This is a genomic window from Streptomyces sp. NPDC001970 (assembly GCF_053594115.1).
The window spans coordinates 128,241-148,319 of sequence record NZ_JBSFDW010000022.1; the positions used below are offsets into that span (position 1 = coordinate 128,241).

At 69.6% G+C, this 20,079-nt stretch carries 19 protein-coding genes and 2 pseudogenes; 7 read left to right on the plus strand and 14 right to left on the minus strand.

Annotated elements, in window-relative coordinates; translation table 11 throughout:
• Nucleotides 1–7 precede the first annotated feature (7 nt).
• The 7 genes from ACWCP0_RS25360 to ACWCP0_RS25390 all read right to left on the minus strand — a co-directional run bounded on the left by ACWCP0_RS25360 (nt 8) and on the right by ACWCP0_RS25390 (nt 6,341).
• On the minus strand, nt 8–1,417 hold the full coding sequence (locus tag ACWCP0_RS25360) for a glycosyltransferase (RefSeq protein ID WP_451081076.1): 1,410 nt from the start codon (nt 1,415–1,417) through the stop codon (nt 8–10).
• Between the two features lie 25 nt (nt 1,418–1,442).
• Nucleotides 1,443–2,966 carry a sensor histidine kinase gene (locus ACWCP0_RS25365; RefSeq protein ID WP_451081077.1) on the minus strand — a complete coding sequence of 508 codons (1,524 nt, stop codon included), beginning with the start codon at nt 2,964–2,966 and terminating at the stop codon, nt 1,443–1,445.
• A gap of 4 nt (nt 2,967–2,970) precedes the next feature.
• Nucleotides 2,971–3,711: a response regulator transcription factor gene (locus ACWCP0_RS25370; RefSeq protein ID WP_451081078.1), complete on the minus strand. Its 741-nt coding sequence runs from the start codon at nt 3,709–3,711 to the stop codon at nt 2,971–2,973.
• Between the two features lie 159 nt (nt 3,712–3,870).
• Nucleotides 3,871–4,761: an amidohydrolase family protein gene (locus tag ACWCP0_RS25375; protein ID WP_451081079.1), complete on the minus strand. Its 891-nt coding sequence runs from the start codon at nt 4,759–4,761 to the stop codon at nt 3,871–3,873.
• Nucleotides 4,748–5,083, minus strand: a complete 336-nt coding sequence (locus tag ACWCP0_RS25380; RefSeq protein ID WP_451081080.1) for an antibiotic biosynthesis monooxygenase family protein — start codon at nt 5,081–5,083, stop codon at nt 4,748–4,750. Before ACWCP0_RS25380 ends, ACWCP0_RS25375 begins: the two co-directional genes overlap by 14 nt.
• A 108-nt stretch (nt 5,084–5,191) precedes the next feature.
• Complete coding sequence (locus tag ACWCP0_RS25385) at nt 5,192–6,052, minus strand: DUF2797 domain-containing protein (RefSeq protein WP_451081081.1); 861 nt, start codon at nt 6,050–6,052, stop codon at nt 5,192–5,194.
• A gap of 25 nt (nt 6,053–6,077) precedes the next feature.
• Nucleotides 6,078–6,341 carry a GntR family transcriptional regulator gene (locus tag ACWCP0_RS25390; RefSeq protein WP_451081082.1) on the minus strand — a complete coding sequence of 88 codons (264 nt, stop codon included), beginning with the start codon at nt 6,339–6,341 and terminating at the stop codon, nt 6,078–6,080.
• Nucleotides 6,342–6,489: 148 nt separating this feature from the next.
• On the opposite strand from ACWCP0_RS25390, the gene ACWCP0_RS25395 reads away from it, so the two are divergent.
• From ACWCP0_RS25395 to ACWCP0_RS25405, 3 genes are all read left to right on the plus strand, one after another.
• A complete protein-coding gene (locus tag ACWCP0_RS25395; protein WP_451081083.1) occupies nt 6,490–6,789 on the plus strand; it encodes a hypothetical protein in 300 nt (99 codons plus the stop codon).
• Complete coding sequence (locus ACWCP0_RS25400; RefSeq protein ID WP_451081084.1) at nt 6,789–7,079, plus strand: hypothetical protein; 291 nt, start codon at nt 6,789–6,791, stop codon at nt 7,077–7,079. The genes ACWCP0_RS25395 and ACWCP0_RS25400 overlap by 1 nt, the downstream gene beginning before the upstream one ends.
• 62 nt (nt 7,080–7,141) lie before the next feature.
• Nucleotides 7,142–7,576 (plus strand): VOC family protein, encoded by a 435-nt coding sequence (locus ACWCP0_RS25405; RefSeq protein ID WP_451081085.1) that lies wholly within the window; start codon nt 7,142–7,144, stop codon nt 7,574–7,576.
• 145 nt (nt 7,577–7,721) lie between these two features.
• Here ACWCP0_RS25405 and ACWCP0_RS25410 read toward each other — a convergent pair whose 3' ends face one another.
• The gene (locus ACWCP0_RS25410; RefSeq protein ID WP_451081086.1) at nt 7,722–8,111 is read right to left on the minus strand and encodes a hypothetical protein; all 390 of its coding nucleotides are present in this window, start codon (nt 8,109–8,111) and stop codon (nt 7,722–7,724) included.
• A gap of 230 nt (nt 8,112–8,341) precedes the next feature.
• Between ACWCP0_RS25410 and ACWCP0_RS25415 the strand changes: the two genes are divergently transcribed.
• From ACWCP0_RS25415 to ACWCP0_RS25425, 3 genes and pseudogenes are all read left to right on the plus strand, one after another.
• Nucleotides 8,342–8,554 carry a hypothetical protein gene (locus ACWCP0_RS25415; RefSeq protein WP_451081087.1) on the plus strand — a complete coding sequence of 71 codons (213 nt, stop codon included), beginning with the start codon at nt 8,342–8,344 and terminating at the stop codon, nt 8,552–8,554.
• A gap of 355 nt (nt 8,555–8,909) precedes the next feature.
• The gene (locus tag ACWCP0_RS25420; protein ID WP_451081088.1) at nt 8,910–10,043 is read left to right on the plus strand and encodes a PucR family transcriptional regulator; all 1,134 of its coding nucleotides are present in this window, start codon (nt 8,910–8,912) and stop codon (nt 10,041–10,043) included.
• A 71-nt stretch (nt 10,044–10,114) separates the two neighbouring features.
• A pseudogene (locus ACWCP0_RS25425) lies at nt 10,115–10,339 on the plus strand (site-specific integrase); the annotation flags it as partial.
• A gap of 539 nt (nt 10,340–10,878) precedes the next feature.
• Here the strand turns inward: ACWCP0_RS25425 and ACWCP0_RS25430 are convergent.
• The 5 genes and pseudogenes from ACWCP0_RS25430 to ACWCP0_RS25450 form a co-directional block, all read right to left on the minus strand.
• Nucleotides 10,879–11,319 (minus strand): hypothetical protein, encoded by a 441-nt coding sequence (locus tag ACWCP0_RS25430; protein WP_451081089.1) that lies wholly within the window; start codon nt 11,317–11,319, stop codon nt 10,879–10,881.
• 255 nt (nt 11,320–11,574) lie between these two features.
• Complete coding sequence (locus ACWCP0_RS25435) at nt 11,575–12,816, minus strand: serine hydrolase domain-containing protein (RefSeq protein ID WP_451081090.1); 1,242 nt, start codon at nt 12,814–12,816, stop codon at nt 11,575–11,577.
• 134 nt (nt 12,817–12,950) lie between these two features.
• Nucleotides 12,951–13,433: a hypothetical protein gene (locus ACWCP0_RS25440; RefSeq protein ID WP_451081091.1), complete on the minus strand. Its 483-nt coding sequence runs from the start codon at nt 13,431–13,433 to the stop codon at nt 12,951–12,953.
• A gap of 169 nt (nt 13,434–13,602) precedes the next feature.
• Nucleotides 13,603–15,888, minus strand: a complete 2,286-nt coding sequence (locus ACWCP0_RS25445; protein WP_451081092.1) for an ATP-binding protein — start codon at nt 15,886–15,888, stop codon at nt 13,603–13,605.
• 329 nt (nt 15,889–16,217) lie between these two features.
• Nucleotides 16,218–16,673: pseudogene (locus ACWCP0_RS25450) on the minus strand (TrmO family methyltransferase domain-containing protein); the annotation flags it as partial.
• A gap of 378 nt (nt 16,674–17,051) precedes the next feature.
• Here ACWCP0_RS25450 and ACWCP0_RS25455 point away from each other — a divergent pair.
• On the plus strand, nt 17,052–19,046 hold the full coding sequence (locus ACWCP0_RS25455; protein WP_451081093.1) for a SpoIIE family protein phosphatase: 1,995 nt from the start codon (nt 17,052–17,054) through the stop codon (nt 19,044–19,046).
• A 342-nt stretch (nt 19,047–19,388) separates the two neighbouring features.
• Here the strand turns inward: ACWCP0_RS25455 and ACWCP0_RS25460 are convergent, their stop codons facing one another.
• Nucleotides 19,389–19,907 (minus strand): Imm26 family immunity protein, encoded by a 519-nt coding sequence (locus ACWCP0_RS25460; protein ID WP_451081094.1) that lies wholly within the window; start codon nt 19,905–19,907, stop codon nt 19,389–19,391.
• Nucleotides 19,908–20,079 lie beyond the last annotated feature (172 nt).

A 20,079-nucleotide genomic window follows, 5' to 3' on the forward strand; every position in this document is an offset into this window, starting at 1 on the left:
GTGGTCGTCATCGTCGGGTCCTCGTCGTGGTCGTCGTGGTCGTCGTGGTCGTCGTGCTCGTCGCATGCGGATCGCCGAAGGGCAGGGCCCGCAGCTGCACGGTCGCGTCGCCGTAGGGGTCGGCAGGCGGGGCGGCGGGCTGTGCGGCAGGCGCGGCAGCCGCCGGAGGTGCGTCCGTCCGCCGGTCCGGGAACACCCACGCGCGGAAGAGCAGGAAGCGCAGCACCGTCGCCGCGAGGTTCGCGACGATCAGGACCGCCAGCTCCGTGCCGTGCGAGGGGCTGCCGCCGACCGTGTCCAGGGCGGCCAGCGAGCCGCTGGTCAGCGTGAGGCCGATGGCGAAGACGACGAGGCCCTGGGCCTGATGGCGTACGGCACGTTCCCGGCCCCGCACCCCGAAGGTGAGCCGCCGGTTCGCCGCCGTGTTGGCGACGGCGGACACCAGCAGCGCCGCGGCGTTCGCGGCCTGCGGCCCTGCCCCCGCCCGGAAGACGGAGTACAGCAGCAGATAGAAGAGCGTGGACAGCGCCCCGACCACGCAGAAGCCGACCAGCTGCCGGGCCAGCCCGCCCGGCACGCCGGGGAGCTGCCGGTCCCTCGGGTCGTCGCCGAACGGCCGGGCGAGCCGGTCGAGCGGCAGCGCGCCCACCGCCAGTGCCCGCCCCACCCGCCACACGCCCTTGAGGTCGTCGACCGCCGTACTCACGATGTGCACCGTGGAGTCGGGGTCGTCGACCCAGTCCACCGGCACCTCGTGGATCCGCAGCCCCGCCCGCTCCGCGAGCACGAGCAGCTCGGTGTCGAAGAACCACCCGGTGTCCTCGACCATCGGCAGCAGCCGCTGGGCCACATCGCGCCGTATCGCCTTGAACCCGCACTGCGCGTCCGAGAAGCGCGCCGCCAGCGAGCCCCGCAGGATCAGGTTGTAGGCCCGCGAGACGAACTCCCGCTTCGGGCCGCGCACCACGCGCGACGCCCGGGCGAGCCGGGAGCCGATCGCCAGGTCCGAGTGCCCGGAGATGAGCGGTGCGACCAGCGGCAGCAGGGCGTTGAGGTCGGTGGACAGATCGACGTCCATGTACGCGAGTACGGGCGCGTCGGACGCGCCCCAGACGGTCCGCAGGGCTCGCCCGCGGCCCTTCTGCTCCAGCCGGTACGTGCGTACCCCGGGAATCGAGGCCTCGAGTGCCGCCGCCACCTGCGGCGTGCGATCGGTGCTCGCGTTGTCGGCCACGGTGATCCGGAAGCCGTACGGAAAGGTCCGCGCGAGGTGGCTGTGGAGCCGCCGTACGCACGGCTCCAGGTCCTTCTCCTCGTTGTAGACGGGAATGACCACGTCGAGTACGGGCGTGCCCGCCATGCCCACGGGCAGATGCTCCCGTGCCGGCAAGGTGCCCGTTGCAGTGTCGGTTCGCATGCCCCGACTCTCGCCGGGGCTGCTGTCACGGCTGTGTGGTGAGGCTGTGCGCTGTCTGTGAGCCGTGAGCCGTGGCCGCACCGGGCAGGCATACGGAGAAGACCGTGCAGCCCGGCACGCTCCGCACGCCGACCGTGCCGGCGTGCGCGGCGACGACCGCTTGCACGATCGCCAGGCCGAGGCCCGTGGAGCCGGCCGCGCGCGAGCGCGACGCGTCGCCGCGCGCGAACCGTTCGAAGACATGCGGCAGCAGCCCGGACGGGATGCCGGGCCCGTCGTCCCGTACCTCGACGGCGACCGCCGACCCGCGGTCGAGCGGGCGGACCCGGGCCGTGACCGTCGTTCCGGGAGGTGTGTGCGTACGGGCGTTGGCCAGCAGATTGACCAGCACCTGGTGGAGCCGGGCCCCGTCGCCCCGAACCGTCACCGGCTCGTCCGGCAGCTCGAGGCGCCAGACGTGGTCCCGCCCGGCCGCGCGGGCGTCGCTCACCGCGTCCACGACAAGCATCGAGAGATCGGTGCTCTCGTACGAGAGCGGCCGGCCCGCGTCGAGCCTGGCCAGCAGCAGCAGGTCCTCCACGAGGCCGGTCATCCTGGTCGCCTCCGCCTCGATGCGCCCGAGCGCATGCCGGGTGTCGGGTCCGGTCTTCTCGCGGCCCCGCCCGCGGCGCGTCAGCTCGGCGTACCCGCGGATCGAGGCCAGCGGCGTGCGCAGCTCATGGCTGGCGTCCGCGACGAACTGCCGTACCCGCGTCTCGCTCTCCTGCCGCGCGTGCAGCGCGGAGTGCACGTGGTCGAGCATCCGGTTGAGCGCGGCACCGACCTGGCCCACCTCGGTGCGCGGATCCGCCTCCGCGTCCGGCACCCGTTCGTGCAGCGCCACCTCACCGCTGTGCAAAGGGAGTTCGGAGACCCGGGTAGCGGTCGCGGCGACCCGGCGCAGCGGCCGCAGCGCGACCGCGACGAGCGTCCCGCCCGCCAGACCGGCGGCGACGAGACCGGCCCCGGTCACACAGATCTCGACGACGACGAGGGTGCCGATGGTGCTGTGCACCTCGGCGAGCGGTACGCCGACCAGGAAGGTGCCGTGGCCGCCGGCGACGTACTCGACGCGGTAGTCCCCGAGTCCCGGCAGCGCGACGGTGTGCGCGCGGTTGTCGCGCGGCACGGCCGCGAGCGCCGACTTCTCCGCCTCCGACAGCGCCCGGTCCGTGACCTCGGGACCGAGATCGTCCGAGTCCTGCTGGGTCGAGACGGCCCCGTCGCCGAGCGAACCGTCGGCCACCACCTCCACGCCGACCGTGCCGAGCGGCGCGCCCCCCACGGTGACGAACCGCAGCGCGTCGTCCGGCGACCGCGGCTCGCGCGGGGCGTCCGGCGGCGGGCCGGCCGCCCGCAGGGCGATGGAGTGCAGCTGCTCGTCCTTCTGCCCGTACAGATAGCTGCGCAGCGCGACCGTCGTCACCGTGCCGATGACGGCCGCGACGACCGCGATCAGCGCGACCGCGGACACCACGAGCCGGGTCCGCAGCGACCATCTCCTGCGCATGCGGTCATTCACCGGGCTTGATCAGATACCCCGCACCGCGCCTGGTGTGGATCATCGGGGACCGGCCGGCGTCGATCTTCCGCCGCAGATAGGAGATGTAGAGCTCGACGACGTTGGCCTGACCGCCGAAGTCGTACGACCACACGCGGTCGAGGATCTGCGCCTTGCTGAGCACGCGCCGCGGATTGCGCATCAGATAGCGCAGCAGCTCGAACTCGGTCGCGGTGAGGTGGATCGACTCACCGCCCCTGGTCACCTCGTGGCTGTCCTCGTCGAGCGTGAGGTCCCCGACCGCGAGCACGGACTCGCTGCGGACGGCGGCGGCGCCCGAGCGCCTGATCAGCCCGCGCAGCCGCGCCACGACCTCCTCCAGGCTGAACGGCTTGGTGACGTAGTCGTCGCCGCCCGCCGTGAGCCCCGCGATCCGGTCCTCGACGGCGTCCTTCGCGGTGAGGAACAGCACGGGCACGTCGGGGAGTTCGCGCCGCAGCCTGCCGAGGACCGCCAGCCCGTCCATGTCGGGCAGCATCACGTCCAGGATGACGGCGTCGGGCCGGAAGGCGCGCGCCGAGCGCACCGCGCCCGCACCGTCACCGGCGCTGCGCACCTCCCACCCCTCGTAGCGCAGCGCCATGGAGAGCAGCTCGGTGAGGGACGCCTCGTCGTCCACGACGAGCACCCGGACGGGGCTGCCGTCCGGCCTGCGCAGATCGGTACGGCCCTGGGGAGAGGTGATCGTCGTCATGGTGATCCACCCTGGGACCCGGCCGTGAGAGCGACCTTTCCCTTTCCTGTGAATTTCCTGAGAACCCTCTCGGGGGCCGGAATCGGCTCAGGGCCTGGGGCCGGCCCAAGGCCAGGGACCGGCTCAGGAACGAGGCCCGGCTCAGGAACGAGGCCCGGCTCAGGGCGAGACAGCGAAGAGCCGGGCGCCGTTCTCGTAACAGACCGCTCGCAGCCAGTCGTCCCCGAGCTCCAGCCGCTCCAGCGCCTCCAGCTGGTGCAGATACGGATACGGGATGTTCGGGAAGTCCGTCCCGAACAGCACCCGCTCCCCGAGCTCCGCCAGCCGTCCATGCTCGCTCACCGGGAACGGGCTGAACCGCTCGCTGAAGTCCGTGAACGCCATGGTGGTGTCCAGCCGCACCTCCCCGTACCGCTCGGCGAGGTCGAGGAAGTCCGAGTACTCCGGCATCCCCATGTGTGCCACGATCAGCGGCAGCCGCGGATGGCGCGCCAGGAGCCGGCCGATGGGCTCGGGCCCCGTGTACTTGCCGGGTGCAGGACCCGACCCGCAGTGCACCACCACCGGGATCCCCGCCTCCGCGAGCAGCCCCCACGCCGGGTCGAGTCGCGCGTCGTTCGGGTCGTACGCCCCCACCTGGATGTGCGACTTGAAGACGCGGGCACCGGCCTCGACGGCCTGGCGTACGTACCGCTCGACGCCCTCCTCCGGATAGAGCGTCGCCGTGTGCAGGCACTCGGGGGTCCGGGAGGCGAAGTCGGCGGACCAGCCGTTGAGCCACTCGGCCATGCCCGCCTTGTGCGGATAGAGCATCGATGTGAAGGCCCGCACCCCGAACTCCCGGAGCACACCGACCCGCCGCGCCTCCTCCGCGCGGTACATGATCGGCCACTCCATCCCGGTCAGCGGCCCCACGGCGTCGAAGTACGCCCACACCTTGTCGAGCACCCGCTCGGGCATGAAGTGCGTGTGGACGTCGACGAGTCCGGGCAGCCCGAGCCGCTCCCGGAAGGCCCGTACCGCCCCGGCCTCGGCCTCACTCCCGCTCAAAGCTGTAACCCCGTTCGACCTTGCCGACGTGGACGCTGTAGCGCCGGTACCACTCGGCGCGTCCCCGGCGCTGAGCGCTCTGATGCTCCAGGTTCTTCCGCCAGGCGGCAATGGCCTCCTCGTCGCGGAAGTAGCCGACGGTGATGCCGAGCCCGCCGGGTGTGCGCGCCGACTCGTACCCGAGGTAGCCGGGCACCTGCTCGACCAGCTCCTGCATGCGGGCGGCGGTCTCGGCGTAGCCGCTCGGGTCCTCCTGCAGATGGGACGTGAACACGACGGTGTAGTAGGGCGGTTCGATCCCCGCCACGAGGTGATCGCTCATGACGAACACCCTCCGACGTGCGCCGATGCGGTGTCCAGGGCCGCGGCCCAAAGGGATCCAAGCCTTTACCCGGCGGTGCGGCGGTACGCGGACCGGCGGTACCGCCGGTCAGAAGAGCCCGTCCTGGACGCCGTGCGGCAGCTCGTCGACGGCCACGGTGAGGCCGGCGGTCCGTTCGGCGCCGACGAGCTCCCATCCGGAGAGCAGGCGAGTGTCCAGAACGATCACCCGCCCCTCACCGGTCCGCAGATGCAGATCGGGCCCGGCGGCGGCGATCAGCCGTCCCGCGACGGTCCCGCCGTCGACCAGTTCCCGGACCACGCCCCAAGCGGCCGGGAGCCCTTCGAGCCCGAACACCCCCATGTGGTCGACGGCCTCGAACCCGATCCGCTCCAGCGCCTCGGGCCACCCCTCCAGCGCGACCGCCCGCGCGTACAGCTCCGTGATCTCCCCGGCCCGCTCGTCCGCCCCGGCCGGCAGCGCCGCACGCACCACGCGCTTCTGCGCGTACGGGATCCGGTCCGGCACCCCGAGCGCGGCCCGCAGCAGCTCCTCCGTACGCCGCGCCGCCATCAGCGGCCCGCGCCCCAGCCAGCTGAACACCACCGCACCCTGCTCCAGCAGCCGCGCCGCACCCCGCTGCTCGGCGGTGATCCCCACCTTCACCATCCCCGGCCCGAACCAGGCCAGATACACCCGGTACGGCCGCGGGTCGTCGGCGACCGTGTCGGCGGCCACCGAGTGCGCCCGGTCCAGCCGCGCGCACTCCGGGCACAGCCCTCCCGTACTCCGCCCCGGCACGACGGCCCCGACGGGGCACACATTTCCCCGCGCCCCTGTGCACTGTCGTTGCCCGACGGCCCGGAACGCGATGTCCTGCCCGTACGCAAGCGTGCTCGTCCGCCCGGATCGCCACACAAGCACGGGTGGGGTACGCGCCCAGCTCAGTCCCTTGCACTGCCACGCCATGGTCCGGCCCCCGTGCGGCTGTGCCCTACGCCTTTTCGCCGTCGGCGGGCTTCGCGTGCTGCTCGGCGACGAACGAGCCGAGGCCGACCTCAGCGCGGATGAGCCCTTCCGCCTTGAGGTGGGCCAGCGCCTTCTGCGCGGTCGACGCCGCGATCCCGAACTCGGAGGACAGCTCCACGACCGATGGCACCCGGGCACCCACGGGGTACTCGCCGTCGGCGATGCGGGTGGCGATGGCGGCGGCGACCTGCCGCCAGACGGGACGGGTCCGATCAAGCTCCGGGCTCATGCGGTGGACGCTAAAACACCGCCGTCTACCGCGCGACCGCGGTAGACTTCAGTAGACCGCGCACGATCTGCGCGAAAGGCAGTGACCCCCGCGACGGGGCAAACGTCCGGGGGCACGGCCATCAGCCGACCGAAGAGGAGCTGACGACATGACCGACCTTATCCGCCGCCTCATCGCCTTACTGCGCCTCCTGCTCAAGGAGAACGGCAGACCGCATCCTTCGCCTCCGCCCCGGACGCATCACCCCCGTGGGCAGGCCGCCCTCCCCACCCACCGCAGCCCGTACGGCATCGGCAACGTCACCCTGCTCGACGCGGAGGCGGGCCGGCTGGTCCGCCCGTACCTGACCGCGCACGAGCAACGCGCGCGGCGCCGTGAGCTTGTGCCGGCCACTCTGGGGTGGGACACGCCTGGCACGTGCTGGATCCACGGCGTGGAGGTGGCCTGATGGAGCGGCCACTGGAACACGCGCCGCGCGAGGCGCGCCTGCTGCCCTGGTCCGGCCCTGAGGGCAAGCCCTGCTTCCTGATCACGGACGACCACGGCGGCCCCGTGTCCCGCCTGGCCGACGCCATGGAGTCCATCCACCTCGGCATGGGCACGGAACTCCTGGCCCACGCCCGCCGACTGCTCCCCGACGCCCCCACCGGCGAACTGCGCTACCTGGCCGAGCGGTTGACCGACGCACTGGACTCCGCGCTCCGCGTGGCGGAGAGCCGCGGCCGACGCCTGCGCTGAGCAAGGAACGGGCCAGGGCCTTGCCTTCCGCACGGCAGACCCTGGCCCGGTACGGTCCTGCCATGGCAGCCAGAATCACCCTGACCCTTGATTGCGCGGATGCGCAGCTCCTCGCCACGTTCTGGAAGACGGCTCTGGGCTACATCGACGAGCCGCCGCCTCCTCCGTTCAAGACCCGCGAGGAATGGCTCGCGCAGTTCGACCTGCCGGAGGACGACTCCGAAGACGATGGCGCGTGGCTCTGCGACCCGGACGGCATCGGCCCTCGCCTCTCCATCCTCAAGGTCCCCGAGCCCAAAACGGCGAAGAACCGGCTCCACATCGACGTCCGGGTGCCGGGGCACGGCAGCCCCGACGAGCGGTGGGCGCGGATCACGGCGGAGTCCGAACGCCTGGCGAAGGCAGGCGGGACCGTCCTGGAGAAGTTCGAGGGACACCACGTGATGATGGCCGACCCGGAGGGCAACGAGTTCTGCGTCGCCGCGACCTCTGCGTGACGCGAGGCGCCCCGGCCTACGGCTGTGGAGGGGCCGCTTCCTGTCCCGGCGATCCATCACTTCGCCGCTGTACACACGACGAAGCCCCCTCCGGGACGGAGTGAATCCCGAGGGGGCTTCGACCCGTATGCACGCCGTGGACGGCTCATCCGCGATCGCGACGGAACCCTTCCTCAACCGTGCATTCGGAAAAGATGTCTCCGGTGAAGCAGACGATGGGGCTCTCCGGGTCTCCGTAGACGTTGAACTCCAGTTCGCAGGCGCTGCCATCAATGGTGACGTCGGCGAACCGTCCGTGGTCCGCTCTGACGTCACTTGTACGGCTGTCCGCATCCTCGGTGGGCACGGCAAGATCCCAGGTGCCGCGCTGACTCTGACTGATCTTGTCGCAGACCACGGCGGCTTCGGTCTTGTCGAGCCCGGTGGCTGCGAAGGTCCCGTCACGTTTGAACTCAACGGAGGCCCCGGCCGGGTTGGACCAGCTCCCAGCGAGCTCGTCGGCCGAGATGTCGACTTCAGGAACTCCGCAAGCCACCGCCGAGAAGAGGACTGAGGCCGCCAGAGCAGCCCTCGTGCACGCTTTTCGCGACCGCTGACTCCCGCGACTGGCCACGCCCACCCCTGCCTCGATCGATCTCCTCCGCGGCACGGTACCGAGAGGGCGGTGCAGCTGCTTGGTCGGGACCTGTCCGGCGGGTCCGGGTGCACGATCTTCGACGCACGTGCGTCTCGCTGCTGCCGGCCCAGGGCATCGACGCTCGCACGATGACGGAGACGCCCGGGCACAGCACGATCACGATGACGCTCGACACCTACGCGCACGTGATGCAGACGGCGCTGCGCGCGGCTGCCGAGCGGGTGGACGACGCACTGGGGGTGGACGAGACCGGCCGCTATGCGGCCCCGAAGAGACGTTGGCGGACGGGGCGGTCGCTGTGGCTGCGGTACTCCGCTGCCGTAAGAAGGTCCCGTCAGTAACCAGGGGCCAGGCGTGGACCGCACGACAACCACTGGGCCACAAAAGGACTTTCGGATGGGAATTGGTGCCGATGGACCATTCCGCCCGCCGTAATCGCACAGGATTTCCTGAGTCGGGCCCCTCGCGTCCCGTAGCAGCGGATAGATCACGAACCACTCTGTAGGATTGAGGTATGGCTGCGGAGCATCCAGAGGCCGCAAAACAACTCTCCGTGGTCGCGGAGAACGTGGGGTCACACCTCACGGAGGTCAGCCGCGACATAGGGGAGCACGTTCTTGCCCAGATCCCGGAGCTCAGGGACGACGCAACCGTCATCAAAATCCTGCAGGCGAGCGTCGCGGAAAATGTCCTACGTTGCTGCACATTTTCGAGAACGACATACCTCTGGACAAGATCGAGGGGCCTGCAGCTGCTCATGAGTACGCCAGGAGGCTGGCTCAGCGGGGTATCCCCCTCAGTGCGATGGCCAGGGCCTACAGGATCGGCCACTGGCGTTTTCTGCACTGGTGTCTGGACGAACTCAACCGACAGGACGCCGACGAGGATATCGCCGCCGCGGCCAACCGGCGCATGCTGCAGGTGAGCTTCGGTTACATCGACCGCGTGACCGAGCATGTCATCGTGGTCTACCAAGAGGAACGTGATCACTGGCTGCTCAGCCAGACCGCCGCGCGCGCCGCGCGCGTTCGAGACATCCTGACCGAGAAGGACGTCGACCTCAACTGGGCCGAACCAGCCCTTGGTTACCGGCTCCGACAGCATCACGTCGGGCTGGTGGCCTGGTTGCCCACACTGACGGGTGGGGGTGAGGGACTTGCTCGACTCGACCGGATCACCAACGAGATCGCCCAGAAGCTGGGCTGTCCCGCCAGGCCGCTGTTCGTCCCCCGAGATGCAATTGCGTCCTGGGCCTGGCTGCCGTTCGGCTCGCACGGCGACGTCTCCTGGAAACAGGTGTCGAATGTCGTCGAGCGCAGCGATCCTTCCGTGCACGTGTGCGCCGGGTGCGTCGGGTGCGTCGGGTACGTCGGGTACGTCGGGTACGTCGGGTACGTCGGGTACGTCGGGTACGGTATCGAGGGATTCCGCTCCACGCATCGGCAGGCATTGCGCACGCAGGAACTTGCGGCAGCGGCCAGTCCAGCCCCCCAGTTCACCGAATTCTCCACCGTCGCTCCCATCGCCTTGATGGCTACGAACATCGACGACATGCGCGCTTGGGTGTGGGGCGTCCTGGGTCCGTTGGCCGTCGATGACGAGCACAGCGCACGACTTCGGGAGACGGTGGAGATATTCCTGAGCACCGGCTGCAGTTACACCGCCACCGCCAGCACTCAAATTCTCCACAAGAACACCGTGCAGTACCGCATTCGGAAAGCCGAGGAAAGCCTTGGACACCCGGTCCAGCAAGGGCAAACCGATCTGGAAGTCGCACTGCTCGCCGTTGGGTACCTCGGCTCGACCCTCCTTCGCACCAGCCCCGAATGAAACGGCCGAGAGGAGCTCGCCGTCGAGGTCGTGGTGGAACTGACGACCGACGACGCCCGGCACGAAGTTCCCGCGCTCGTCGAGCAGGTGCCGGCCTCCGGGCCATCCCGCTGCGGAACACCCGCCACACGTGCAGCTCGCTCCTGGTCGCGCTCAAGGTCCACCCGAAGGTGGCGCAGCGCATCCTGCGGCACTCACAGATCGGCATGACGATGGAGGTACACGCCGAAGCGAGCGAGGAAGAAGTGCGCGAGGCGATCGGCAAGCTGTCCGACGCGATGGGCGGCACCGGCTGACAAGGTTGCTGTACTTCGCTGCTGTACGGCCCAACGCGAGAGGCCCCGGACTCATCGTCCGGGGCCTCTGGCCTGTGTGCACTCGGCAGGATTCGAACCTGCAACCTTCTGATCCGTAGGATCGGGCGCCGCATTGCGAGGGGCCCCGGAGGCCTCCTGCTCTGGTCGCTCAGGTTGGCGATCACGGGCCTCTGTGTGCCGCCGTTGCCATCACGACTGCCATCAGTGTTGCGGCCTAGGCAGTTTCGTTTGGATCAGTCGGTTGTTGGTCTTGGTGTGCCGTTAACTGATGCACGACGCGGTTGCACTCGGGCGAACGCCCAGGGTTGTCCTGGGTGAGCGTGGTCGGGGGGCCGGGCCAGCGGGTGTTGTCGACCCAGTCGTACGGCGGTTGCCAGGTGACGGGCTCGTTGACGCGCGGACGCTGCGGTGGGGGCTCGACCTTGCCCTGCGCGTTCGGGGCCGCGGTCCCGGCGCGGTCCGCGACGGCCGCGGCCACGCACGCCCACGGCCGAGCAGGTGGACGGGCCACGCCGAGCTCAGCGAGCCGGCCCGCTGCCTGCGGTGGCCACCCCGGCGGCGTCGAGGGCCGCGGTGATCTTTCGGGTCATGTCGGTCAGGGTGGGGCTGGGCTCGCCCTTGCGGGCCCGGGTGGCCGTTTCGATGGCGACCAGGACGGTGCTGCGGAAGTTGTCGGCCTCCGCCGGATCCGCCTTCTTGAGCAGGCCCATCGCCTGCGTCAGGGCCGGCAGCACCTGGTCGGCGATTGCGGCTACGGACTTACTGTCCAGGTCCGCGCCCCGCGGATTCTCGGCGAGCACGTGCCCGACCAGGCCAGTCGCGGAGGACAGGGCGATGGAGCCCTCGGTGGCGATCTTGTGGGGCGAGCCGGTGGCGTCAGCGGCGGCCAGCAGCGAGATGGCGCCGTACGCGGCGGTCCGCAGGGTGTTCTTGTCCTGGCCCGAAAGGGTGATGGACATGGCGGTGTGCTCCCTTGGTTGAACGGACGGATGGTGAATGCGGGAATGCGGTCCTGTGGTGCCCGGAGTATCCGGATCGCTCGGGTCGGGATCGTCCGAGGGGATCTCTCACCCTCGGGCGACCTGACCTTGGCAGTCAGGGCCAGGGCCAGGAGCAGACCTCGCGGGCACATCGACGGTTCGGCCGCCATGGGGCTGACCGTTGGCGTAGCGGGTTGAGGGCGGGCCTACCGTGACCGGGACGCCGGCTCGGTGTCAGTCGTCGATTGCCTGGTACAGCGTGGTCCAGAAGTCGTGCATGAGCCGCACCGGGTCCGGGACGGACGTCCCGACCTGGGTGAGCAGGATGCCGGTGAGATGGTTGTCCGGGTCGGCGTACGTCGAGGTGCCGCTTCCGCCGTCCCAGCCGAACTGGCCGATGGGCGCGTAGTCACCACGGTAGGTGCGTACGGCCATCCCGAACCCCCAACCGCCGTGCTGGCCTTGGCCGAAGGAGATATGGACGTTGTTGGTGGCCAATTCGTGTCGCGCGGCTTGCTGTTCGGGCATGAGGCGGTTGGTGGTCATCAGCTCGACGGCGGCCCGGGACAGGATCCGTTCGCTCCCGTGCATCCCGCCATTGAGCAGCATCCGGAAGTAGGCGTGGTAGTCGTCGGCGGTGGAGTTCAGTCCGCCGCCGCCACCCTGGAACGCCGGAGGCGCGCTGTGACGTCCCCCCTCGGCCTCGTCCCACACATGGAACTCACCGGTCTCCGGGTCGGGGGCATACAGCGGCGGCAGCCGGTGGATCCGGTCGGCCGGCACGTGGAAACCGGTGTCCTTCATCCCCAGCGGATCGAAGATGCGCTCCCGCAGGAACGACTCGAACGACTGGCCCGTGACCCGGGCGACGAGCACGCCGAGCAGATCGCTGCTGATCTGGTACTGCCAGCGCTCGCCGGGCTGGTGCATCAGCGGAAGTGTGCCCAGGCGGCGCATCCACTCGTCCGGCTCGGGCATCGGCACCGGGAGATTGGGCGTGATCCCCTGCTCGAAGACCGCGCCCATGATCGGAGTGCCCAGCACCGTCATATCCATGCCGAGCCCGAACGTGGAGGTCAGCACGTCCCGCACGGTGATCGGCCGCCGCGCCGGCACGGTGTCGTCCAGCGGGCCGTCAATACGCTTCAGCACCTGCCGGTCGGCGAGTTCGGGCAGCCACTCCTGCACCGGGTCGTCCAACCGCAGCCTGCACTCGTCGAGCAGGACCATCGCCGCCGCCATCGTGACCGGCTTGGACGTCGAGGCCATCCGGAAGATCGTTTCCCGGCGCATCGGCGCCCCACCGTCGTGACGCGCCGTCCCGAGCGCTTCGACGTACGTCTCTTCGCCCCGGCTGAACAGGGCCACGAGCCCGGGAATCTTCCCGGACTCGACATGCCGTGCCAGCACGTCGCGCATTCTGTGCAGCCCTGTCTTGGAGAAGCCGTCGTGCTGGTCGGCGAGGGCGATGGGCATGTGTGCTCCTTTGATCGAACGCACGGATGGTGGGACGCGGTCCTGTTCGCGCCGGGGGTATGTGGATCACTCAGGCCGCGTCGTCCGACGGGAACTCCCGCTCGGGCGACCGACTTTGAGGCCAGAGCAAGTTGTCAGCAGCCGAGCCGGTCGGCAATCACACCCAGTACGTGCCGCAGGTCGCGTGACATGCGGGCACGCAGGTCGATCTCAGCGATCCCGGCCGCGAACCCCGGATGGCCGGGGAGAACCCGGTGGACACGATGGGTCACCAGGGTGCCTGCGGGACAGGCGGTGACGGCGTGCACCCCGGCGTACCAGCTCTGCACCGCCATCCTGGACCGGGCCCGGTCCACCTGGATGTCCACCGGCTCCACCGGCCCGGCGAGCTCGGCACGGTAGGCGCCGGCGCCGGACCCGGCAACAACAGTCATCGCCCCCTGTCGAGCAGCCGAAGCCCGGGCCAGGACCAGCAGGTTGTCATCGCCGACCCGCCCCTCGGCAACGGTGAACAGGAGCGTGGCGACCGCTGCGACGGGCGCGGCGAGCGTCCCTTGCACTTCCCACCGGGCGGGCAGCGCGTCCAGTTCGGCGAGCAGGGAAGGCGTTGTGTGCATGGCGAAGAGCCTCGGCGCGGCGGCCTGTCCGGGACAACCCATGCCGCGCCTTCCGGGACGGATGGCATCCCACCGATACCCGGCTGACCTGCGCTGTCACGCTAGCGGACGGCTGCTTCTCGGGTGTTCCGGGACGGGACGGGACAGCTGCGCCACCCCTGGGACAGGCTCAGGACACCCGGGCCAGACCCGTACGCGCCGTCGACACCAGATAGTTGACGCCGTGCGCGGTGGCGATCTCCAGCGCCGCCTGGAAGTGCCGCGCCGCGGCTTCCCGATCGCCCGTGGCCAGGCATGCCTCCGCGTAGGGGAGGAGGCTGCGTACCATCCGATGCGGCTCACCAGCCCCTTCGAGAATCAGCATGGCCTCGGCGTGCATGGCCGTTGCCTCCTCGGTGGCACCGAGGTGGCGCAAGGCCACGGCGACGTCCGTGCGGCTGATGGCCTCGAAGACCGGATGGCGTGTCTCCCGATTGATCGCGACGGCCTGCTCAGCCAAGTCGAGGGCGGTCTGGGCGTCACCCAGGCCGAGTGCCGCCCGGCCGAGCACGTCCAGGCACATGCGCTCCTTCTGCCGGTCCAGCTCGCGCGCGGTCCCGAGCAGGTCCGAGACGACCTCGCGGGCCTCGCCGTGCTCTCCCAGCAGCACCAGAGCCCGCCCGAGGCGTGCGCCTATGTACACGCGGACGGCGGCCTCGCGGGGTGGCACCAGTCCGGTCGCCTGGCGTAGGAGTTCGATGGCGCCTTTGGCGTCAGCGGCGTACAGCCGGACCTCCGCCAGCTGTTCGATGGCTAGGGCCTGGCCGACGATGTCGTCCTCCGCCGCCATCAGCACGCGGGCCGCTTCGAGCTCTGGCACCGCCTCCTCCAGCCGGCCCACCCGCATGAGCGCGGCGCCCAGCAAGTACCGGTGAGAGGCGAGCACCCGTCGCTCGCCGAGCGCTTCGGCGGCAGGCATGCTGACCTCAAGCCCGCGGCACACCTGCGCCATGCCACCGCGCCGCCCGAGGGAGATCACGAAGGCGAACTGGCCGAGCCCGACCGCCGACGCATCATTGCGCAGCTCCACGGCGAGCGAGAACGTCGCGGTGATGTTGGCCCACTCGGTGTCCAGCCAGTCGAGGGCTCCGTCATGGGAGAAGTCGGGAAGCGCGGGAGATTGCTGCGACACGATGACCGGCACGGGGACGACGACCAGCTCGATCACCTCTTTCGCGGCCAGCATGCCCCTCAGGTAGTAGTCGCCCAGCCGGGCGGTCGCAGGTCCGGGGTCCGCCGCGGCGTCCTCGGCACGGGCGGCCTGCCGCAGCAGGTCGTGCATCCGGTAACGGCCCGCCGCCGGCTCCTGCAGCAGATGGACGTCAACGAGGTCCTCCAGCAGGGAACGGGCGTTGGCCAGCGGGATCCCGGCCAGGGCTGCCGCGCCGTACGCGTCGATGTCCTCGCCTGGTACCAGCCCCAGCAGCCCGAACATCCGCCGCTGGGCGGAGTCGAGCTGCCGCAGCGACATCTCGAACACGTCCGACACCGCCAGCTCGCCCTCGCGCAGCCGTTCCACCAGGGTGTCGAGCGTCCACGCGGGCCGGTGCCGCAGACGCGCGGCGGCCACCCGGATGGCCAGCGGCAGGTTCCCGCATCGGCGCAGCACCTCGCCGACATCACCAGGACGAGCCCCGCCCGCCGACTGGACGAACAGCTCCGCCGCCTCCTGGGTCGGCAGGACGTCCAGCGAGATCGGCTGGACGCCATCCAGCTCCACCATCCGCCGGCGGCTGGTGATCACGACGAAGCTCTGGCCGGCGCCGGGGAGCAGATCGCGCACGTGATCGGCGTCGGCGGCATTGTCCAGCAGCACGATCGCGCACCGCGCCGCCAGCTCCGACCGCCATAGCGCGGCCCGCTCGGCGATTCCTTCGGGAATCCTGCCGGGCGGCACCCCGAGCGCGGCCAGCAGCACACGCAGCGCCTCCGCGGGCTCAACCGGCTCCCGGCCCGGAGTGAACCCGTGCAGGTCAAGGTAGAGCTGGCCACCGGGGAAGTCGGCGGTCAGCAGATGCGCGCCGTGTACGGCCAGCGCGGTCTTACCCACCCCGCCCATGCCGTCGATCGTCACCATCGTCGTGTTCCGCGCGGCGCCGAGGAGGGCGGCCAGCTCCTCCCGGCGCCCGGTGAAGGCGGTGATGTCATGTGGCAGGTCGTTGCGCACCGGCGCAGTGGCGGCGATGCTCGTCTGGGGCTCGTCCTTGGCCCGCTCCCACACCTCACGCATCGCCCTGGGGTCACGACCGGCTGCCTTGCACAGCGCAACCACCGTCGGCCAGGGTGGAACGGCCTGGCCGGAGAAGTAGCGCGACAGCGAGGAGCTGCTGCCGTGGACGTCACGGGCCAGCTCCCGCAGGCTTCGTCCGGTCAGGTCGCGCAGCTGCCGTAGCTGCCCTGCCAACTCCTCACGCACGCTTGTCAGCCTTTCTCCAGCTTCACGCGCTGATCCTAGGTGGACTGAAGTGGGCCGGCAGTCTCGTTTGGATCAGTCGGTCGTTGGGCCGGGTGTGCCGTTAACTGATGTGCAGTGGGCGCGAATTGAGCCGTTGCTCCCTGACCGGACGCCGAAGCGGGGTGGCCCCTGGCGTGAGCACCGGGAGGGGGCCCACATCCGCAGCTGACTCCTGTGTGGCGGGCCTCGGCACAGGAAAGCGGAGACGGTTGCAACGTCCCAGGGGTCAGTCCTGCGTGCCTGGGCGGCCCGGCTGGTGACACTTGCGGCCAAGGCTGCGGCTGGCTCCGGTAGTCCTCAAGCATCTCGCCTGGCCAACTGGGCTCTCGTACCTCGCCGCGAGGACCCATCTCCTTGAAGTACGGGCCCAGATCGTAGATCGGCGAGCTGTCGATGGCGTCGAGGTCCGCGACGTGAAGGTCTAGGCCGTCGACCTTGAGCAGGCGAGGGAAGGACTCGGCGAGTTGGTTCGGCCGGCGGTGGTTGCGGTGGACGAAGGTGCCTGTGACGGGCCACTTCGGGTTGTTCTGCGGGCTGCGGGCGTGCAGTGCGACGTCGTCGGGGGATGCCTTGTGGAAGTGCCGGACGACGAGGAGATGGGAGAACTCCTCAAGCCCCTGGACCACTTCGACGGGGAAGTCTGCGTCAAGGCGGATGATCGCGGTCTCGCCCCAGTGGTCATCCGTCGGCTCGACCCGTCCTCCGACCACGATGCCGATGGGCCTCCGGGCGTTGCCGTCAAACACTGCCGTCAAGGCAAAGTCAGAGGCCCTGTGGATCTCTCCACAGGGCCTCTGGTCTGTTGTGCACTCGGCAGGATTCGAACCTGCAACCTTCTGATCCGTAGCTCTATGTGGAGCGGTCAACAGCGGCCATAGCGGTCGCGTTGAAGTCTCCAGGGGACGCTGCAGACCATGGACCATTGCTGGGGTTGCTGTACTCCGCTGCTGTACCGCAACCGCGCTCCGTCGCCCCTCTTCACGGGCGGCTGTCCACCGTTTCCAGCGGGTTCCCTGCCGTCGTCACTCGACGCAGCCGGCCAGACACGCTGCTTTACCGACACATCGTGGCAAAATGCGCGAAGATGATAAAAGAGGTGTTTCGGTATTTGCCAGGGAGTCACAATGGACGCCTCGGACGAACTCCTTCGAGGAGCTGACCCGGCGGCTCTTCTGACGATGGACGGTGCCATCCGCAGCCTCAACGCTGCGATGGCCACAGCGCTGGGCGAGCCGGCGAAGCAGTGCCTGGGACGTGACTTCGGTGAGCAGTTGCTGGAATGTGACTTCGGTGATCTGTGGCCCGCAAGCCAGCGGATGTCGGCCGACAGCCTCGTGGCCCACGCCGCCAGGACGAAGACGGTCGCGATGCGGGTGCTGGACTTCCCCGGGCCAGGCGGAGCACCCGTTGCCTGCTTGATCCAGGCGCAGCAAGTGAAGGATCCCGCAAGTGACGAGCAACTGGTCTGGGTGCACGCACTGGACGCGCGAAACGACCTGGCCAGCCTACTGATCCCGTTCCGGATGGCCACCACGGCCGCCCACCTCGGCCTGTGGATGTATTCGCCCCATGAGCACCAGCTGGAGTGGATCGGTGGCGCACCCGCCCTGGCCACGCTCTTTCCGGATCCCACTATTTCACTTTCCACAGTGATATCGGCAGTGCACCCTGACGACCGAGAGGCCCTGCTGCAGCTCCTGCGCTCGGCCTCCGCCCAGTCCTCCTGGGTGAGGTTGCGGTACCTCCCCCAGCACGAGGGCTGGCACCAACTGGCCGCCCAGGCCCGCCGGATCCAGTTGGGATACGGCGGCCCCGAGCGGATCTTCGGAATGGTCCGCGACGACACCAAGCAGGAGAAGCGCAAGGAGGAGGCGCAGGCCGCACTGACTGCCGAGCGACAGCGCGCCAAAGACATCGCCGACTTCTCCTCCGCCTTGATCACCGCAGCCACGGAGCAGGAGCTGCAGCAAATCGCCCTGACCCGGCTCGCCGCAACCTTCGGCGCCACCGGTGCCCTGCTCGCGCTCGTCGACGACGGCCGCCTCCGTGTCTCCACCGATGCCGGGATAGCCATGTGCGAGGTCGACGTCATTCACGGCCTGCCGCTGGACCATCCAAGCGCCCTGTCCGAGGCGATCCGCACCGGCAAGCCGCAGCTGATCCTCGACCGGGAGGATTACATCCGCCGCTGGCCACAGGGGGCCGAATATCCGAGGCTCAGCCGACTCGGCTCCGACTACACCGCATCCATCACCCCCCTCAGCGAGACCGGCAATCAACCGCTCGGGGCGTGGCTGGTGACCTACGGCAGCGGACACCGGCCGTCCCTGGATGAGCGGACCCTCATGGGCACGCTGGCCGACCTGGCAGGCCAGGCACTGCGGCGCATCAGGTTGCAGCAGGCACGAGTCGAGCTGGCCACCGCGCTCCAGCAGACCATGCTCCCCACACTGCCCGAGCACCTCCCGGGCCTGGAGGTCGCCGCCCGCTACCGACCGAGCCGGGACGGGCTGGACATCGGCGGAGACTGGTACGACGCCTTCGTCACGCCCGACGGCGCGATCGCCCTCGAGATCGGCGACGCCCAGGGGCACGACGTCGACGCCGCCGCAGCCATGGGACAGGTGCGCGCCTCCATGCGCGCGATCGCCGCCCACGAACCGGATCCCGCAACCGTGCTGACGCGCACCAACGAACTGCTCGTCACGATGGGCGCGGCACGATTCTCCAGCTGCACCTTGCTGCATGTCGACCCAGACGACGGACGGGTCACCGGCACCAGCGCCGGCCACGTGCCGCTGCTGTACGCGCGCAAGGACGGCAGCCACAGCATCCGCGAGCTGGCGGGCGGGCCGGTCCTGGGAGTCGTGCCCGGTACCGAGTACCGCGAGGAGACCTTCACCCTGGACGAGGACAGCGCGCTGGTCATGGTCACCGACGGCGTGGTCGAAGGACCCTGCCTCACGTTGGAAGACGGACTGGAGCGAGCCGGAACACTGGCCGGCGCGGCCCTCCACGACGGACTGAACGCCGAGGAGACCGCCGACCGCATCCTCGACGCCGCGGTCGCGGTAGACCACCTCGACGACGTGGCCGTGCTGGTCATCCGACGCACATGACGGCGCCCACGTCCTCACACACCCTCTATACGGACCCCACCGCAAGACCATCCCTCGCGCTCATTCGCTGAGCGTCGTGTTGTCGATGACTCAGCCGAGCCGGCCGCGGAAGGACCGTCCGGCCCCAGTCACCCAGAGCCCCAGTCCGGAAGACCCCGTATGCGGGTGCCTGCTGAGCTGCGAGGTCGCTGACCTGCGGGTGAGCGGCTATGCCACCGTGGTTCCCCGTGATTCCCCGCTCTTCACTGCCTGATCGGGCACGGGTAGGGCACGCAGGGGACCAGGGCTGCCCAGTGCTCGTTTGCGCGAGCGCCATGGGGCTACTGGGTGCGCGCCTTGGCGTCACGGCTTCAGGCGCAACGATTCCACCCATTTGTTCGGACGGCCGTCGAAGTGGTCCCGTAGCCGGTGTTCAATGTGATCAGGGGCCCAGACAGCAGCCCGCTCCAGCTTCTGACACTCTTCGAACGTCGCTGGCGTCTCGCTGCCGGCCCCGGTGACCGGATCGACTCGATAGACCGTGATGCTGCCGCTGAGCGGATCTTGCTTGCTGTAGAGACGGACTTCGGTATGTTCCTCGTGGGTCAGGGACACCACGTCGAGCAGCTCCCAGCCGCCACGGCGGCGAAATGCAGCATCCATGACCCAGACCTTGAAGGCGACGGGTGCAGCAACGATCTCGATGAGATCGACAGGCGCTCCGGGCCTGCCGGCCAGGTCGTAAAACTCGACACACACGCCAGTGAGCTGCCTTCCGAAGGCGCATCGGCCATCATCCAAATCGATGCGTACCACCCGTCCGGGGGCCCTGTTCGCGCGGGCCTCAGTGATCTTTCTGTGCCCTGATGCTCCGTGCTCCATAAGCGGATTATTGCCGTCGGTCCCGCGTCCTCGGCTGACCCGACTGCTGGGCGATCAGGTACGTTCGCGGCCGGTGAAGCGGCTTTGGGCGGGAGTCTCAATGACGAAGTCAAGCCGCTTGCGTGACCGGTGGGGCGGCGGTGAAGACCCGTCCGTCACGCAGCAGCGCCCA

Bases quoted from the DNA above. Each gene is read 5' to 3' on its own strand.
- ACWCP0_RS25360 (WP_451081076.1), bottom strand. From the start codon at position 1,417: ATGCGAACCGACACTGCAACGGGCACCTTGCCGGCACGGGAGCATCTG.
- ACWCP0_RS25365 (WP_451081077.1), bottom strand. From the start codon at position 2,966: ATGCGCAGGAGATGGTCGCTGCGGACCCGGCTCGTGGTGTCCGCGGTC.
- ACWCP0_RS25370 (WP_451081078.1), bottom strand. From the start codon at position 3,711: ATGACGACGATCACCTCTCCCCAGGGCCGTACCGATCTGCGCAGGCCG.
- ACWCP0_RS25380 (WP_451081080.1), bottom strand. From the start codon at position 5,083: ATGAGCGATCACCTCGTGGCGGGGATCGAACCGCCCTACTACACCGTC.
- ACWCP0_RS25385 (WP_451081081.1), bottom strand. From the start codon at position 6,052: ATGGCGTGGCAGTGCAAGGGACTGAGCTGGGCGCGTACCCCACCCGTG.
- ACWCP0_RS25390 (WP_451081082.1), bottom strand. From the start codon at position 6,341: ATGAGCCCGGAGCTTGATCGGACCCGTCCCGTCTGGCGGCAGGTCGCC.
- ACWCP0_RS25395 (WP_451081083.1), top strand. From the start codon at position 6,490: ATGACCGACCTTATCCGCCGCCTCATCGCCTTACTGCGCCTCCTGCTC.
- ACWCP0_RS25400 (WP_451081084.1), top strand. From the start codon at position 6,789: ATGGAGCGGCCACTGGAACACGCGCCGCGCGAGGCGCGCCTGCTGCCC.
- ACWCP0_RS25405 (WP_451081085.1), top strand. From the start codon at position 7,142: ATGGCAGCCAGAATCACCCTGACCCTTGATTGCGCGGATGCGCAGCTC.
- ACWCP0_RS25415 (WP_451081087.1), top strand. From the start codon at position 8,342: ATGACGGAGACGCCCGGGCACAGCACGATCACGATGACGCTCGACACC.
- ACWCP0_RS25430 (WP_451081089.1), bottom strand. From the start codon at position 11,319: ATGTCCATCACCCTTTCGGGCCAGGACAAGAACACCCTGCGGACCGCC.
- ACWCP0_RS25435 (WP_451081090.1), bottom strand. From the start codon at position 12,816: ATGCCCATCGCCCTCGCCGACCAGCACGACGGCTTCTCCAAGACAGGG.
- ACWCP0_RS25440 (WP_451081091.1), bottom strand. From the start codon at position 13,433: ATGCACACAACGCCTTCCCTGCTCGCCGAACTGGACGCGCTGCCCGCC.
- ACWCP0_RS25455 (WP_451081093.1), top strand. From the start codon at position 17,052: ATGGACGCCTCGGACGAACTCCTTCGAGGAGCTGACCCGGCGGCTCTT.
- ACWCP0_RS25460 (WP_451081094.1), bottom strand. From the start codon at position 19,907: ATGGAGCACGGAGCATCAGGGCACAGAAAGATCACTGAGGCCCGCGCG.